14 protein-coding genes are annotated in these 14035 nt (G+C 71.2%); 3 read left to right on the top strand and 11 right to left on the bottom strand.

Annotated elements, in window-relative coordinates; genetic code table 11:
• The first annotated feature begins 1 nt into the window (after position 1).
• Genes ACFYP0_RS28685 through ACFYP0_RS28675 form a run of 3 tightly spaced genes read left to right on the top strand, consistent with a single transcriptional unit; the run spans position 2 to position 3392 of the window.
• A complete protein-coding gene (locus ACFYP0_RS28685) occupies positions 2 to 1873 on the top strand; it encodes a hydantoinase B/oxoprolinase family protein (protein WP_355494986.1) in 1872 nt (623 codons plus the stop codon).
• Positions 1870 to 2496 carry an isochorismatase family protein gene (locus ACFYP0_RS28680; protein ID WP_355494988.1) on the top strand — a complete coding sequence of 209 codons (627 nt, stop codon included), beginning with the start codon at positions 1870 to 1872 and terminating at the stop codon, positions 2494 to 2496. The genes ACFYP0_RS28685 and ACFYP0_RS28680 overlap by 4 nt, the downstream gene beginning before the upstream one ends.
• Positions 2493 to 3392 carry a hydroxymethylglutaryl-CoA lyase gene (locus tag ACFYP0_RS28675; protein WP_355494990.1) on the top strand — a complete coding sequence of 300 codons (900 nt, stop codon included), beginning with the start codon at positions 2493 to 2495 and terminating at the stop codon, positions 3390 to 3392. Before ACFYP0_RS28680 ends, ACFYP0_RS28675 begins: the two co-directional genes overlap by 4 nt.
• A gap of 6 nt (positions 3393 to 3398) precedes the next feature.
• Here ACFYP0_RS28675 and ACFYP0_RS28670 read toward each other — a convergent pair whose 3' ends face one another.
• From ACFYP0_RS28670 to ACFYP0_RS28620, 11 genes are read right to left on the bottom strand one after another with little or no spacing between them, the layout of a single operon-like run.
• Positions 3399 to 4556 (bottom strand): acyl-CoA dehydrogenase family protein, encoded by a 1158-nt coding sequence (locus ACFYP0_RS28670; RefSeq protein ID WP_124853815.1) that lies wholly within the window; start codon positions 4554 to 4556, stop codon positions 3399 to 3401.
• Positions 4557 to 4568: 12 nt separating this feature from the next.
• Positions 4569 to 4946, bottom strand: coding sequence for a Zn-ribbon domain-containing OB-fold protein (locus tag ACFYP0_RS28665; RefSeq protein WP_355494993.1), 378 nt, complete (start codon positions 4944 to 4946; stop codon positions 4569 to 4571).
• Positions 4946 to 6088: an acetyl-CoA acetyltransferase gene (locus tag ACFYP0_RS28660; RefSeq protein ID WP_124853813.1), complete on the bottom strand. Its 1143-nt coding sequence runs from the start codon at positions 6086 to 6088 to the stop codon at positions 4946 to 4948. The genes ACFYP0_RS28665 and ACFYP0_RS28660 overlap by 1 nt, the downstream gene beginning before the upstream one ends.
• Positions 6085 to 6528, bottom strand: a complete 444-nt coding sequence (locus tag ACFYP0_RS28655; protein ID WP_355494996.1) for a MaoC family dehydratase — start codon at positions 6526 to 6528, stop codon at positions 6085 to 6087. The genes ACFYP0_RS28660 and ACFYP0_RS28655 overlap by 4 nt, the downstream gene beginning before the upstream one ends.
• A complete protein-coding gene (locus ACFYP0_RS28650; protein ID WP_355494999.1) occupies positions 6525 to 7025 on the bottom strand; it encodes an FAS1-like dehydratase domain-containing protein in 501 nt (166 codons plus the stop codon). The genes ACFYP0_RS28655 and ACFYP0_RS28650 overlap by 4 nt, the downstream gene beginning before the upstream one ends.
• Positions 7022 to 8257: a Rid family hydrolase gene (locus ACFYP0_RS28645; RefSeq protein ID WP_386998240.1), complete on the bottom strand. Its 1236-nt coding sequence runs from the start codon at positions 8255 to 8257 to the stop codon at positions 7022 to 7024. The genes ACFYP0_RS28650 and ACFYP0_RS28645 overlap by 4 nt, the downstream gene beginning before the upstream one ends.
• Positions 8254 to 9648 carry an MmgE/PrpD family protein gene (locus tag ACFYP0_RS28640; protein ID WP_386998238.1) on the bottom strand — a complete coding sequence of 465 codons (1395 nt, stop codon included), beginning with the start codon at positions 9646 to 9648 and terminating at the stop codon, positions 8254 to 8256. Before ACFYP0_RS28640 ends, ACFYP0_RS28645 begins: the two co-directional genes overlap by 4 nt.
• Complete coding sequence (locus ACFYP0_RS28635) at positions 9645 to 10913, bottom strand: CaiB/BaiF CoA transferase family protein (protein WP_386998236.1); 1269 nt, start codon at positions 10911 to 10913, stop codon at positions 9645 to 9647. The genes ACFYP0_RS28640 and ACFYP0_RS28635 overlap by 4 nt, the downstream gene beginning before the upstream one ends.
• A complete protein-coding gene (locus ACFYP0_RS28630) occupies positions 10910 to 11944 on the bottom strand; it encodes an LLM class flavin-dependent oxidoreductase (RefSeq protein ID WP_124853807.1) in 1035 nt (344 codons plus the stop codon). The genes ACFYP0_RS28635 and ACFYP0_RS28630 overlap by 4 nt, the downstream gene beginning before the upstream one ends.
• Positions 11941 to 12480, bottom strand: a complete 540-nt coding sequence (locus ACFYP0_RS28625) for a MaoC family dehydratase (protein WP_088947019.1) — start codon at positions 12478 to 12480, stop codon at positions 11941 to 11943. Before ACFYP0_RS28625 ends, ACFYP0_RS28630 begins: the two co-directional genes overlap by 4 nt.
• Positions 12480 to 14021 (bottom strand): class I adenylate-forming enzyme family protein, encoded by a 1542-nt coding sequence (locus ACFYP0_RS28620; RefSeq protein WP_355495009.1) that lies wholly within the window; start codon positions 14019 to 14021, stop codon positions 12480 to 12482. Before ACFYP0_RS28620 ends, ACFYP0_RS28625 begins: the two co-directional genes overlap by 1 nt.
• Between the last annotated feature and the right edge of the window lie 14 nt (positions 14022 to 14035).

Below are 14035 nucleotides of genomic sequence, written 5' to 3'. Positions count from 1 at the left end.
CATGGCACGCCTCATCGAGACCGCTGGCGGACCGCTTCGCTCCGTGGATGTCGACCTGGTCACCATCGACCTGATCGAGAACGGGCTGCGCAACGCCCGCTACGAGATGGACGAGGTGCTCTTCCGGACCGCGCTGTCGCCCGGGATCCGTGAACAGCACGACGAGTTTCCGCTGATCGCCAACCCTGACGGCAAAATGATGGTGGGACAGTTCGGGCTGTCCATCCCCGACTTCCTGGACAACTTCGACGGCGACATCGAGGAGGGCGACGTCCTGCTGACGTCCGACCCCTACTCCTGCGGTGCGGCGATCAGCCACGCGAACGACTGGCTCGTGGTGCTGCCCATCTTCTTCGAGGGCCGCATCGTGGGCTGGGCGGCGATGTTCGGGCACATGTCCGACGTCGGCGGCAAGACACCGGCGTCGATGCCGACCGATGCTCGCACCATCTTCGAGGAGGGCGTGGTGATCCCGCCCTTCAAGCTGTACCGCAAGGGCGTGCTCGCCGAGGACGCCCTGCGGATCATCCTCAACCAGGTGCGGAAGCCCGACTGGAACCGCGCCGACCTCAACGGCATCGTCGCGGCGTGCCGGACCGCTTCCCGTCGGGTCCAGGAGATGTGCGCCCGGTTCGGGGTGGACACCTACAACTCTGCGCTCGACCAGCTCCTGGACCGCAACTACCGGGCCATGAAGATCCTGCTCCACGCGGTCTTCAAGGAGGGCGAGACGCTGTCGTTCACCGACTACATCTGCGACGACGGCCTCGGCTACGGCCCCTACGAGCTCAAGCTCAGCCTGACCCGTACCGGTGACAAGGTGCTGCTGGACTTCACCGGCAGCAGCCCGCAGGCGCAGGGCCCGATCAACTACTACATCAACGAGAACCTCGTCCGGATGTTCTTCGGCATCTACATGATCACCGTCGCCGACCCGCAGATCCTCTGGAACGACGGCTTCTACCCGCTGGTCGACGTCATGATCCCCGACGACTCGTTCTGGAAGCCCACGTACCCCGCCGCCCTCAACGCGCGTAACCACGGCATCGGTCGCGTCTTCGACCTGTTCGGCGGCCTGCTCGGTCAGACGAACCCCGGGCTGCTCAACGCCGCCGGCTTCTCGTCATCGCCGCACTTCATGTATTCGGGCACCTACGGGCCCGGCGAGCGCAAGGGCGAGTGGTTCCAGCTGTACTCGATCGGATTCGGCGGGATTCCCGGCCGGCCGCTGGGGGACGGCCCGGACGGCCACTCGCTGTGGCCGTCGTTCGTCAACATCCCGTGCGAGTACCTGGAGTCCTACTACCCGCTCCGGATCGAACGCTGGGAGACCATCGCGGACACCGGTGGCGCCGGGCTTCATCGCGGCGGGAACGGCGTCGACGTGGCCTACCGGTTCCTGGAGGCCGGCACGATCGCGATCCACGACGACCGCTGGCTCACCTATCCGTGGGGGGTCAACGGTGGCGAGCCCGGTGCGCGCGGCCGCAAGTGGCTCGAACGCGCCGACGGCGACACCGAGATCCTGGGCAGCAAGGTGCACGACGTGCCCGTAGCTCCCGGGGACGTGCTGCACTTCGTCACCTGGGGTGGCGGCGGTTGGGGCGACCCGCTCGCCCGCGACCCGGAACTCGTCGGCCTCGAGGTCCGCCGGGGTCTGGTCAGCCCCACGGGGGCCCGCCGCTACGGCGTGGTCTGCGACGAGGCCGGCGCCGTCGACGTCGCGGCCACCGAGGAGGTACGGGCCGAGCTGCGCCACGGACGTCCGGACCCACTGCCCACGTTCGACATGGGACCGCCGATGGAAACCATCCTGGACCGGTGCCTGGAGGAGACCGGTCTTCCTGCTCCCCGGCCGCCTGTCGCCCGATGAGCCCCGTGCCGGACAGCAGCGACGACGGATTCGGGGGCGCACTCCTGCCCGGCGCCCATCCCGCGGTGCTCGTCATCGACCTGATGCGGGCCTACTTCGACCCGGCCAGCCCACTGTGCCTGCCGTCCGCGGACTGCCTGCCCTCGGCTGGCCGGGTCATCGCCGCAGCCCGCGACCACCGGGTTCCCGTGCTGCACACCCGCGTCGCGTACGGGCCCGGCGGTGTCGACGGAGGCCTCTTCGTCCGGAAGGTCACCGCCCTTCGGCAGCTCTTCTCCGGCGGTGGCGCGATGGGTGAGCTGATGCCGCAGGTCTCCCCCGCCGAGAATGAACTGGTGCTGGTCAAGCAGTACGCCAGCGCCTTCTTCGGCACGTCGCTGGCCTCCACCCTGCGGGCGGAGCGCATCGACACCGTCGTGCTGATCGGCGTGAGCACGAGCGGTTGTGTCCGTGCCACGGCGGTGGACGCGATCCAGCACGGTTTCGTCCCGCTGGTGGTCTCCGAAGCGGTGGCGGACCGCGCCCCCGGCCCGCACGAGGCGAGCCTGTACGACCTGCAAGCCAAGTACGCCGAGGTGATCAGCGAGGCCAGGGCCGTCGCGTACCTGTCGGAGGAGCGATGACAGTCATGGTCGACATCGTGGAGGTTTCGCCCCGCGACGGTTTGCAGAACGAGGCGACGCTACTCACCACCGCCGACAAGATCGAGCTCATCGAGCGGTCGGTACGCGCGGGAGCCCGGCGGGTGGAGGTGACCAGCTTCGTCAACCCCGCCCGCGTTCCGCAGATGGCGGACGCGGACGAGCTGATGGCCGCGCTCCCCCGCCACGACGGCGTCCGATACGCGGGCCTGGTGATGAACCGCCGCGGCCTGGACCGAGCTCTGGCCGCGGGCGTCGACGAGATCAACGTCGTCGTCGTGGCCACGGACACCTTCTGCGGCCGCAACCAGGGCATGACCACCGCCCAAGCCTGTGACACAGCCGCAGTACTGGTGCGGGCGGCTCGCGAGGCAGGGGTGTTCACGACGGTGACAGTGGGCGCCTCGTTCGGATGCCCGTTCGAGGGCGAGGTCCCGCCGAACCGGCTGCGGGAGGTACTCACCCGGGTGCGGGACGCGGGTCCGGACGAACTGGCCCTCGCCGACACCATCGGAGTGGCCGTACCCTCCGACGTCACCGATCGGCTGACGCTCGCCCGGGAGGTCACGCAGTCCCGCACACCGCTGCGGCTGCACCTGCACGACACCCGGCACACCGGCGTGGCCAACGCGGTCGCGGCAGTCCAGGCGGGCGTCACCACCCTCGACGCCAGCATCGGTGGAACAGGCGGTTGCCCGTTCGCACCGGCGGCGACCGGAAACGTCGCCACCGAGGATCTCGTCTACCTCTTCGACCGGATGGGGCGGTCCACCGGCCTGAATCTGGAGGAACTGACCTCGGCCGTCTCCTGGTTGGAACGGAGACTCGGCAAGCAACTCCCCGGCGCTCTGCTCCGGGCGGGCGGTTTTCCCGCCTGAGCAGTGTCAGACCGTCACGTCGCCGCGTACGAGCGCCTTCGCGACGACGGTCCGCAGGATGTCGTTCGTGCCCTCGCCGATGCTCATCAGGATCGAGTCCCGGTAGAGGCGCTCGACCTCGAACTCGGTGGAGTAGCCGTAGCCGCCGTGCACCTTCATCGCATCGATCGCGGCCTCGAGGGCCACCTCCGAGCAGAACACCTTGGCCATCCCGGTCTGCCCGTCGGCGCGACCGCGCCGGACCGCGTCGGCCGCCCAGTACGCCATCAGGCGGGCGGCCTGGAGCTGGATCGCGATGGTGGCGAGCTTGAGCTGGATCGCCTGGAACTCGGCGATGTGCTTGCCGAACGCCTTACGCTGCCGGGCGTAGGCCAGCGCCTCGTCGTGGGCGCGCTGCGCGATGCCGACCGACCGCGCGGCGATGTTGACCCGGCCCCACTCCAGGGCGGACAACGCCTGCTTGAGGCCGACGCCCTCGACGCCACCGAGCAACCGGTCCTTCGGTACCCGCACGTTGTCGAGGAGGATCTCGCAGGACTCGGTGCCCTTGTAGCCGAGCTTCGGGATGTCCCGCAGGACCTGGAAGCCGTCCAGCGTCGCGTCGACGAGCAGCACGCTCATGCCGGTGTGCGCGGGCGTGGCTTGCGGGTCGGTCTTGACCAGCACCGGCAGCGGGTCGGCGTACCGCGCGTTGGTGATCCACATTTTGGTGCCGTTGACGACGTAGTGGTCGCCGTCGAGGCGGGCGGTGGTGCGGATGCCCTGCAGGTCGGTACCGGCGTCCGGCTCGGTGAGGCCGATGCCGGTCCGCCGGGCGCCGGTGGCGAGGTCGGGCAGGTAGGCCTGCTTCTGCTCCTCGGTGCCGTGTATGGCGATCATCCGGCAGGCCAGGGAGTGGCTGCCGAGGATGCCGGCGATGCCCATCCAGCCACGGGCGAGTTCCTCGAACACCAGCGCGAACGAGACCGGGTCGAGGTCGAGGCCGCCGTACTGTTCCGGCACGGTGATGCCGAACAGCCCCATCTCGGCCATCCCCCGCACGATCTCCGTCGGGTACCGCCCGGTTTGCTCCCACTCTCGCGCGACCGGGATGATCTCCCGGTCGACGAACGTGCGGAGCAGGGCGCGGAAGTCCTGCTGCTCCTCGGTGAGCGTGAAGTCCATGGGTAGCCTCCGTCAGCGGTGGAAGACCGGCAGCGCCCGGCCGTCGTCGAGGTCGAGCCAACCGACACGGACCGGGTCGCCGATCCGCCAGTCCTGCCCTTCGAGGGTGGACAGCACGAACGGTCCCTCGGCGAGCCGGATCCGGGCGATCGTGTACGGCACGGCAGCCCCCGGCACGGGTGCCCGGTGCACCACGGTGAACGTGTCCACGACGCCGTGGCCGGACGCCTCGACGAGCCCGAGATCCACCATCGACGAGCAGGCGGTGCACAGCGCACGCGGCGGATGCTGGACGTGCCCGCAGGACCCGCAGGTCTGCAGCGTGTAGCGGTGCTCCCGGGTGGCGTCCCACCAGCCGGCCGTCACGTCGTCGGGTGGCGGCACATGCATCACCGCACCCCCAGCACGACCGTCGCGTGCGTGGACAGGATCCCGCCGGTGCCGTGCGCCACGGCCACCCGGGCGTCGGGCACCTGCCGGGCTCCCGCCTCGCCGCGCAGTTGGCGGACCGCCTCCACCAGCAGCAGCACCCCGTACTGACCGGGATGGCAGTACGACAGGCCACCGCCGGAGGTGTCCAGCGCCAGCTCACCGCCGGGACGGATCCGGCCGTCCTGGATGAAGTCGAGCACCTCCCCCGGGCCGCAGAAGCCCAGCGCCTCGATGCTGAGCGCGGCGGTGATGGTGAACGAGTCGTACACCTCCAGCACGTCCACGTCAGCCGGTGTGATGCCGGCCCGGGCGAACGCCTCCCGGCCGGACTCGCGCGCGCCGGTGACCGTCAGGTCCTCGACCGCGGTCATCGACGTGTTCGTCGACCGTTCGCCGTACCCGAGGACCCGTACCGGCGGGTGCCGCAGGTCGCGGGCCCGGTCGAGCGTGGTGAGCACGACCGCCCCGCCGCCGTCGGTCACCAGGCAGCAGTCGGCGACGGTCAGCGGGCTGGAGACCATCGGCGCGGCGAGCACGTCGTCGACGGTCAGCGGCCCGGCGCCGTAGCGGAACGCGGCCGGGTTGAGCAGCGCCCACTCCCTGGCGGCGACCGCGATCTCGGCCAGCTTCTCCCGCGTGCCGCCGTACCGGTGGAAGTACTGCTGTGCCGCCATCGCGTAGTACGACAGCGGGTACAACGGGCCGTACGGCGCCTCGAACTGGGCCTCCGGGGTGTGCTCCTCGACGATGCCGCCGAGGCTGCGCGAGCGCGCGGAGCGCTGGTTCGACGCGAAGCTGATGACCACGGTGGACGCCTGGCCGGCGTCGATCGCCTGCGTGGCGCGGGCGACCATCATCTCGGCGGCCGACCCGCCGACGAACGTCGAGTCGACCCAGCGGGGCTGCTGCCCGAGATACTCGGCGAGCTGTGTGGTGGAGAAGCGGGACACTCCGGTGGTGGCCAGTCCGTCGACGTCGGCGAGGGTCAGCCCGGCGTCGGCGAGCGCCCGGGTGACGGCCTGGGTCTGCAGGGTGAGCGTGGACTTCCCGGTGTTGCCGAGGTCGCACTCGGCCGCACCGACGATCGCGACGCCGGTCACCGCGCGGCCGGCCCGTCGGCCGTGCCGAGCAGGACCGTCGCGTGGGCAGGGCTGGCGGCGGGCCGTTGCGGGCCGTACTCGCTGGCCAGGATCGTGGCGGAGAGCTCGACCCGGACGCGGTCCGCGCCGACCTCGACCACGGTCGCCTCGCACCGCACGGTCTCGCCGGCGAACATCAGGTTCCGGAACGTGAACGACAACTCGTGCACGAAGCAGCGCGGGCCGAGCGCGTCCTGCAACAGCTCGACGAAGAGCGCCCCGAACACCTGCCCGTCCACGACCGGGCCCGGGACCCGCGCGGCGGCCACGAACTCGGGGTCGAAGTGCAGTCGGTACCAGTCCCAGGTGGCGCCGGCGTAGGCGACCATGTCGGTGAGCGTGATGGTGCGCTCCAGCGTGGGCAGCGCAGCCCCGACGCTCGGTGGCATCCGAGGTGTCATGCGGCACCGTCCAGGCTGACCAGGATGATCGCCTCCTCGTTGACGGCGAGCAGTTCGCCGTCCTGGTTGGTGTACGTCGCGCGCGAGGAGACCACGAGCATGTCCGCGCCGGTACGGGTCTGCTTCTCGGTCAGGTCGTGGATCTCCCAGGTCGCGGTGATGACGTCGTCGGGGCGTACCCGGCGGTGGAAGGTGTAGCTGTTGCCGCCGCGGACCTGGCGGGTACCGGGGAGGTCGAGATGCCAGGAGTGCCCGGCATAGCCGTCGCTGCCCATCGGGAGGTTCGCGTACTGGTTGGTCTCGCAGATGAGCGTCGGTGGAGCGGTCACGCCCGGCAGGCCCTGCGTGCGGGCGAACTCGGGGTCGGAGTAGAGCGGGTTGTCGTCGCCGACGGCCATGCCGAAGTACCGGCCGGCCGCGGCGCCGAGCGGTTCGGGCGAGGTGTAGACCTTCCTCGTGCCCAGCAGTGCACGCAGGTCGTCGGTCAGCAGGCTCATGCCGTCTCCTCCGTTCGGCTCCGGACCGTTCCTGTCGGGTACAGCGCCGTCGGGAACACCTCGAGCAGGAACTCGGGGCGCAGCAGGGCCTTGCAGATCGCTCCGGTCGACGCCGGCCAGGGCGGGCTGAGCAGCCGTTCCCGCACGCCAGCGACGCCCCGGTACGCCGACAGCGCGGACTCGACGCAGTATTCGGTCGTCTCCAGCAGGTGCTCCGGTCCGAGGCCGGCGTGGCGCAGCAGGTGCAGGATCGCGCCGTACGTCGCCTCGGCCTGCGCCACGATGTCGTCGGGGTGCAGGGCCTGCTGCGTCTGCATGTCCAGCGCCGCGAACCCGGACATGTACAGGGTCCGGCCCGCCCTGACCCCGGGGGCGTAGGTGAGCGTGTCGTAGCGGGACCAGCCGGGGTTGACCAGTTCCAGGGGGTGCCGGGAGGCGGTGACGTCGATCGCGACGAGCGCGTCCGGGTGGTGCAGCCGGCTCATCAGGATGCCGCCCGCGCCCGGGTACACGCCGGCGCCGCCGAGGCGTTCCCGCCGCACGCGGTGCGTCCGGCGGTACACGTCGCGGGTCTCCGGCGTCGAGTAGTCGTAGGTCGTGACGACCGCGTCGAGGGACAGCCCGACCGCCGTGAGCAGGTCGCCCGCCCGGTCCAGGCAGTAGGCGTACTGCGCGGCGAAGTCCCCCGGGTGGACCACGGCGCCGGTGGCGTCGACCGGGAGCATCGTCGGTAGGTACACCGCGCCGTCGTGGCCGGTCCGCACGGTGGAGGCCTGCCAGGCCCCGGCCGGCCGGGGCTCGCTGGCGGCCAGCACCTCGCCGCCGCCGCGGACCGCGTGCAGCTCGACCTCCAGCAGCGCGGTACGCCGCACGAGCCGCTCGACGACGACCGTCCGCAGCACGGGCTCGTGGTCGCCGAAGACCTCCCGTCGGACCGCCGCGGCCGCCTCGTACTCGGCGAGCCCGGCGACCGTCACGTTCTCGGTGACCCGGGTGACGTCCTGCGGCCCGAACCCGGCGGCCGCCAGGATCGTCAGCACCTTCTCGTACGCGGTGCGCGCCTGCGCCGCCATGTCCCCGGTGACCGTCATCCTGCCGACGGCCTCGTCGAACGCGGCCGAGGTGTGGCCGGAGGTCCAGGCCGCGTCGCCCTCGGCGAGGCCGAGGCAGAACGTGAAGCCGTCGTACGGGAACCAGCGGAAGGAGGGCGGTTTGATGGCGTGTGGCGTCACGGGCGGTCCCTGCCTGTACCGGCGGCGGCCAGCGCCGCCATGAGCGGTTCGATGGTGTCCAGCTCGTCGAGACGGGACAGCAGGTCGACGACGTCCGTGGTGTCGCCACCGGCGTTGCCGTGGAACTTCGCGACGAGCTGCTCGTCGGTCAGCGGGTTGTCCGGGCCGCCCGCGCTGCGTGGCACGCTGCCGGGAACGGCCGAGCCGTCGACGAGCGTGATACGGGCGGTGCCGGGCGCGTCGGCTGCGGGGCCGCCGGTGGGGGCAACGTGCCAACGCACCAGCCGGGCAACGCGTTCCACCTCGGGTCGGGCGAGCGAGTCCGGCTCGTACGTCGCGGTGGTCAGGTCACCGTCGACGACGGCGGCGGCGATGCTCCACGGCAGCGAGAACTTCGCCGCGTACGGCGACGCCGGTCGCGCCAGGTCCCGCCGGGTGTCGCAGACCGTGGGCACCGAGTCGGGGTGCACGTCGACGTCGATCGCGGCGACGTCGCCGGAACGGACACCGCCGCGGCGCACCGCGTCGCGGACCGCGTCGATCGCGGCGTGGGAGAGCTGGCACGCCGGGTACGGCTTGATGCCGATCCGGGTGGTCTCCCAGCGTGTGCCGAGCTCGGCGGTGATGGACGCGAGGTCGACCGCGCCGGCGGCCAGTGCGTCGTAGACACCGTGCGGGCCGTCGAGGACGTTCGCCGGGCCGTCGGCCCCGGCCGCGGCCAGCCGGGCGGCGAGGATGCCGGCGTGCGCGGCGAATCCCGGGTGCAGCTGCTTCGTCGAGGCTCCACCGTGCAGGAACGCGAGGAGCCCGCCGGCCTGGCTGCCGGCGATGCCGAGCGCGTCGGTCGTCAGCGCGGCGTCGAGGCCGAGCAGCCGGGACGCGACGATCGCCGAGGAGAACACGCCGGCCACCATCGTGGCGTGCAGCCCGCGGGCGTGGAAGCCGTGCGACGCGGCGGCGGCGACCCGGCACACGGTTTCGTAGCCGACGACGGCGGCCTCGAGCACGGCCCGGCCGGGCGCGCCGACCTGCTCGCCGACGGCGAACGCGGCCGGCAGCACCACGGCTGTGGCGTGCACGAGGCCGCCGGCGTGGGTGTCGTCGAAGTCCAGTGCGTGCACGAGGGTGCCGTTGGCGAGCGCGGCGGCCGGTGCACCGACCCGGCCCCGCGACCCGATGATCGTCGCCTCCGGCGGCCCGCCGAGTCCCCGGGCGACGACGACGGCCGGTATCGGCGACGGCCCACCGGGCTCCCCCGTCATCGGGCTGGCACGCAGCCCACCCAACGCCGTTCCGACCCCGTCGAGCAGGTGCCGCAGCGCTGCGGCCCGGACCGCGGCCGGCACTTCGACGTGGCCCGTGCCCCACTCGGCAAGCTCCTCGGCGATCATCGTGACCTGGCTGTGGTGTCGAGGCCGTCAGGGGTGTCGGGGGTGTTCGCGCCGTGTGCCGGCTCGGCATCGCCGAACGCGCCGGCCGCCCGCAGTGCCACCACCTGCTGCGCGTCCAGGCCCAGGATCTCCTCGGTGACGAGTGCGAGGTCCTCGTTGCGCTGCGGTGCCCGGCGGTAGGTGGGCGTCTCGTCGCCGACCCGCACCGGGGACGCGAGCTGCCGTACCTCGCCGTAGCGGGGGTGGTCGGTGGTGACCACGAGGTTCCGGGCGGCGGTGTGCTCGTCCACCAGGGCCGCGCCGACGTCGTTGATCGGGCCGCACGGGATCGACCCGGCGTAGAGCTGCGTGAGCCAGTCGTCGACGGTCTTCTGCCGGAAGATCGCCTCCAACCGGGGCACCAGGTCGGCGCTGTGCTCCCGCCGGCTGGCGAAGGTCGCGTACGGCGAGCCGGCCTCGGCCCACTCCGGGTGGCCGACGATCCGGCACAGCCGGGCCCAGAACTTCTCCTTCGCGCAGCCGACGACCATCCAGCCGTCCTTGGCCTCGAACGCCTGGAACGGCACGAGCGACGGGTGGGCCGAGTGGTGTGTGCGGCCCGGCTGGAACCCGGCGTTCAGGTGCCACGTCGCGGGATAGGTCAGCATCGACACCGCGGTGTCGTAGAGGCTGACGTCGCAGTCCATCCCGACGCCGTCGCGGCGGGCGGCGTGCACCCCGGCCAGCAGCGAGATCGCGGCCACGAAGCCGCCCGAGTAGTCCACCAGTGACAGTCCGGACTTGGTGGGCGGTCCGTCCGGCTCACCGGTCAGCTCCATCCAGCCGGCGAGACCCTGCAACACGTAGTCGTAGCCGGGTTCCTGCTTGCGCGGCCCGGTCATCCCGAACCCGGTCAGCGACACGCACACGATGCGCGGGTTGAGGTGCTTGAGGTCGTCGTACCGGATGCGCAGCTTCTCCGGCACGTCCCCGCGTAGGTTGGAGTAGACGACGTCGGAGACCGCGACGAGTTGTTCGAAGACGCCGCGCCCTGCGGCGGTACCCAGATCGAGAGAGACGCTGCGCTTGTTGCGGTTGAACGTCTCGAAGAAGAGCGAGTCCTCGTCCTCGGCGTACGGCGGCACGTACCGGCCGACGTCGCCGCCGGCCCGCGGGTCCTCGATCTTGATGACCTGGGCGCCGAGGTCGGCCAAGTGCACGCTGCCGAACGGCCCGGCGCCGTACTGCTCGACCGCGATGATGCGCAGGTCCTCCAGCGGTCTCACGTGGTCGCTCCCGTCAGCTCGCCGATCAGCGCGATGATCTCGTCCTGGGCCGCGCGGATCTCGACGGCAGGCAGCCCGTGGGTCGGCGGGCTCAGCTTCACGGTGTCGGCGATGCCGTCATAGGCCGCGATCCGGGCGGCGACGTCGTCGCGGGTGCCGGCCATGGTGAGCGCGTCGACCATCCGGTCGCTGACGCTGCCCGCGAGGTGGTCCGCGCCGGCACCGGCCCGGAACGCGTCGATGACGGCCTGCTGGTCCTCGGCGAGGCCGTGGAACGCGAAGAAGTCGGCGTAGGTGCGGACCGTGGCGTAGAAGCCGACCACACCGGCGGCGCGGCGGCGGGCGAGCGCGGGGTCGGCGGCCACCGAGCAGCACGCGGAGACGACGACGTCGACGTCGTGGCGCGTCTTGCCGTCCGCGCGGTCGATGCCGAGCGTGAGGTCGGGCAGGATGTGCTCCCGCAGGTACCCCGGTGAGCACAGCTCGTGGCTGATCCAGCCGTCGCCGATCTCGCCGGCCAACCGGGTCATCAGCGGGCCCATCGCGGCCAGGTACACCGGGATCGGCCGCTCCGGAACGGGGTACGGCCGCTCGTAACCGCGGATGTGCATCGGCTCGAACTCGCCGTCGGCACGGATCTCGGCGCCGGTGGTGCAGGCGTCCCAGAACAGCCGGATGTTGTGGACCGTCTCGCGCAGGTGACCGACCGGCTTGCCGAACGGCACGTTGTGCCATTGCTCGTTGAGCCGGCGCACCCCGGAGCCGAGGCCGATCACGAACCGGCCACCGGACAGCTCGTCCAGGTCGAGCGCCTCCAGCGCGGTGATCATCGGGCTGCGGGTGAACGCCAGGACGATCGAGGTGCCGATCCGTGCGGTCGACGTCGCCCCGGCCAGGGCGGCGGCGGTGCCGGTCGCGCTCCGGTGCAGCTCCGAGGCCCACAGCACCTCGGCGCCCGCGCGTTCCGCCCGGCGCCCGGCGTCGGCCAGCTCCGCGAGCGTCTCCCCCCACGGCTGGTACGTGAGCCTCATGCCGTTTCCTTGCTGTCGCCGTCGAGGGAGAGTGGGGACTTCCCCACCGGGAAGAGGTTTTCCAGCTGTTCGGCGCCCCGGCGGTACACATAGAACGTGCGCTTGAAGGAGCAGACCTCGTCGCCGTGCTGGTTCAGCGTGCGGGTGCGCACCGTGACGATGCCGGCATGCGGGCGGGACGCAGACTCGCGCTTCTCCAGCACGAGCGACTCGCTGTAGAGCGTGTCACCGGCGAACACCGGGTGGGTCATCCGGATCTCGTCCCAGCCGAGGTTCGCGAACGCGTTCTGGGTCAGGTCGGTGACGCTCTGCCCGACCGCGATGGCCACCGTGAGCGTCGACACCACGAGCGGCTTGCCGAACTCCGACCGTGCGGCGTACTCGGCGTTGAAGTGCATCTCGTTGGTATTCATGGTCAGCAGCGTGAACCAGGTGTTGTCGGTCTCCGTGACGGTGCGTCCCAGCGGGTGCTGGTAGACGTCTCCGATCTCGAAGTCCTCGAAGAACCGCCCGGTCCAGCCTTGCTTGAGCCCCATCAGCCACTCTCCTTCTGACCACGCGCGAGGTACCCGTCGCGGATCATCCGCTTGAGGATCTTGCCGCTCGGGTTGCGCGGCAACGCGTCGACGACGTGCCACTCGCGGGGCACCTTGTAGCGCGCCACGTGCTGCCGGACGTGGCCCTCCAGGGCTCCGACGTCGATCAGCGTCCCCGGGCGGCCCACCACGAACGCGGCGATGCGCTCGCCGTACACCTCGTCGGGCACGCCGATGACGGCGACCTCGTCGACCGGCTGGTGGCGGGCGATGACCTCCTCGATCTCGCGCGGAAAGATGTTGACCCCGCCCGCGATGATCATGTCGTTCTTCCGGTCGAAGATGGTGATGAAGCCCTCCTCATCGCGCACGGCCACGTCGCCGACGGAGAAGAACCCGTCGGCGTCGTAACCGGCCCGGGTGGCCTCCTCGTCGTCGAGGTACCCGGCCAGCAGCAGCGGCGAGCGGGCGAACAGCTCGCCGGGCTCACCCGGGGAGACCTCGTTGCCGTCGTCGTCCTTGAGCCGGATCTCGTTCCAGAACCAGGGATGCCCGACACTGCCGGCCCGTTCCAGGGCGAACTCGGGGCGCAGGTTGGTGACGATGGAGCACTCGGTCGAGCCGTACAGCTCGTGCACGTCGACGCCGGGGAATGCGGCGATCACCCACTCCTTCAGCGCGACCGGCAACGCGGCGGCGTTGAAGTAGAGCGTCCGCAGCGCCGACAGGTCGTACCGGGCGGCCGGCTCCTCGCAGAACCGGCGGAGGTGCTGGGCGTGCGTGGGCACCAGGAACACCGTGGAGGCGCGACTGGAGGCCATCAGGTCCAACAGCCGCTCCGGATCCCAGGTCGGCAGCACGCTGCACGAGCCGCCGAGCATCGGGGCGGTGTAGGCGAACGCGAACCCCGCGCCGTGGTACATCGGTGCGACGGCGATCGTGCTGCGGTTGGGGCCGAGCCCGTAGTCCAGCCCGACTCCGAACGCGGTGAGGACCCGCCCCCGGTGGGTCAGCAGGACGCCCTTGGGCCGCCCGGTCGTGCCGGAGGTGTAGGTGACGCAGAACGGGTCGAGTTCGTCGACGGGGACCTGCGGATCGACCGCCCGGCCCTGTCCCAGGAACGTCTCGTACCGCTGGCCGACCTCGCCGGCGAAGCTGAGCACGAGCGGCAGGTCGTCGAGCAGGCCGTCGACGTTGCCAGCCAGTTCGTCGGCCAGGATGATCCCCCTCGCCCGGGAGTGGGCGAGGATGTAGGCGTTGTCCGAACTGTTGTTCTTCGTGTTCAGCGGCACGGTCGGGATGCCGGCCTTGGCCATCGCCGCCGATATCTCGAAGTACTCGTGGCGGTTGTTGCTCAGCACCGCGATCCGCTCACCGGGGGCGACGCCGTGCGCGAGCGTCGCGGACGCGAGCCGGTTGGAGCGCTCGTCGAGCGCGCCGAACGTCACGGTGTGGTCGCCGTCGACGACCGCGACCCGGCCCGGCGTGGCCCGGCCGAACTCGCGGATCCCGGCGGCCATGTTGAGCTGCACACCCTTCACCCGGTGCCGTCCTT

The organism is Micromonospora arida, from assembly GCF_042873195.1.
Taxonomy (GTDB): Bacteria; Actinomycetota; Actinomycetes; order Mycobacteriales; family Micromonosporaceae; genus Micromonospora; species Micromonospora arida.
Note: the sequence above shows the minus strand (reverse complement) of the source record. Positions and strands in the feature narration are given on the sequence as shown.

Coding starts and splice junctions, on each gene's coding strand:
- ACFYP0_RS28670 (WP_124853815.1), bottom strand. CDS start 4,556: ATGGACTTCACGCTCACCGAGGAGCAGCAGGACTTCCGCGCCCTGCTC.
- ACFYP0_RS28680 (WP_355494988.1), top strand. CDS start 1,870: ATGAGCCCCGTGCCGGACAGCAGCGACGACGGATTCGGGGGCGCACTC.
- ACFYP0_RS28665 (WP_355494993.1), bottom strand. CDS start 4,946: ATGCATGTGCCGCCACCCGACGACGTGACGGCCGGCTGGTGGGACGCC.
- ACFYP0_RS28675 (WP_355494990.1), top strand. CDS start 2,493: ATGACAGTCATGGTCGACATCGTGGAGGTTTCGCCCCGCGACGGTTTG.
- ACFYP0_RS28650 (WP_355494999.1), bottom strand. CDS start 7,025: ATGAGCCTGCTGACCGACGACCTGCGTGCACTGCTGGGCACGAGGAAG.
- ACFYP0_RS28630 (WP_124853807.1), bottom strand. CDS start 11,944: ATGAGGCTCACGTACCAGCCGTGGGGGGAGACGCTCGCGGAGCTGGCC.
- ACFYP0_RS28640 (WP_386998238.1), bottom strand. CDS start 9,648: ATGATCGCCGAGGAGCTTGCCGAGTGGGGCACGGGCCACGTCGAAGTG.
- ACFYP0_RS28625 (WP_088947019.1), bottom strand. CDS start 12,480: ATGGGGCTCAAGCAAGGCTGGACCGGGCGGTTCTTCGAGGACTTCGAG.
- ACFYP0_RS28655 (WP_355494996.1), bottom strand. CDS start 6,528: ATGACACCTCGGATGCCACCGAGCGTCGGGGCTGCGCTGCCCACGCTG.
- ACFYP0_RS28685 (WP_355494986.1), top strand. CDS start 2: ATGGCACGCCTCATCGAGACCGCTGGCGGACCGCTTCGCTCCGTGGAT.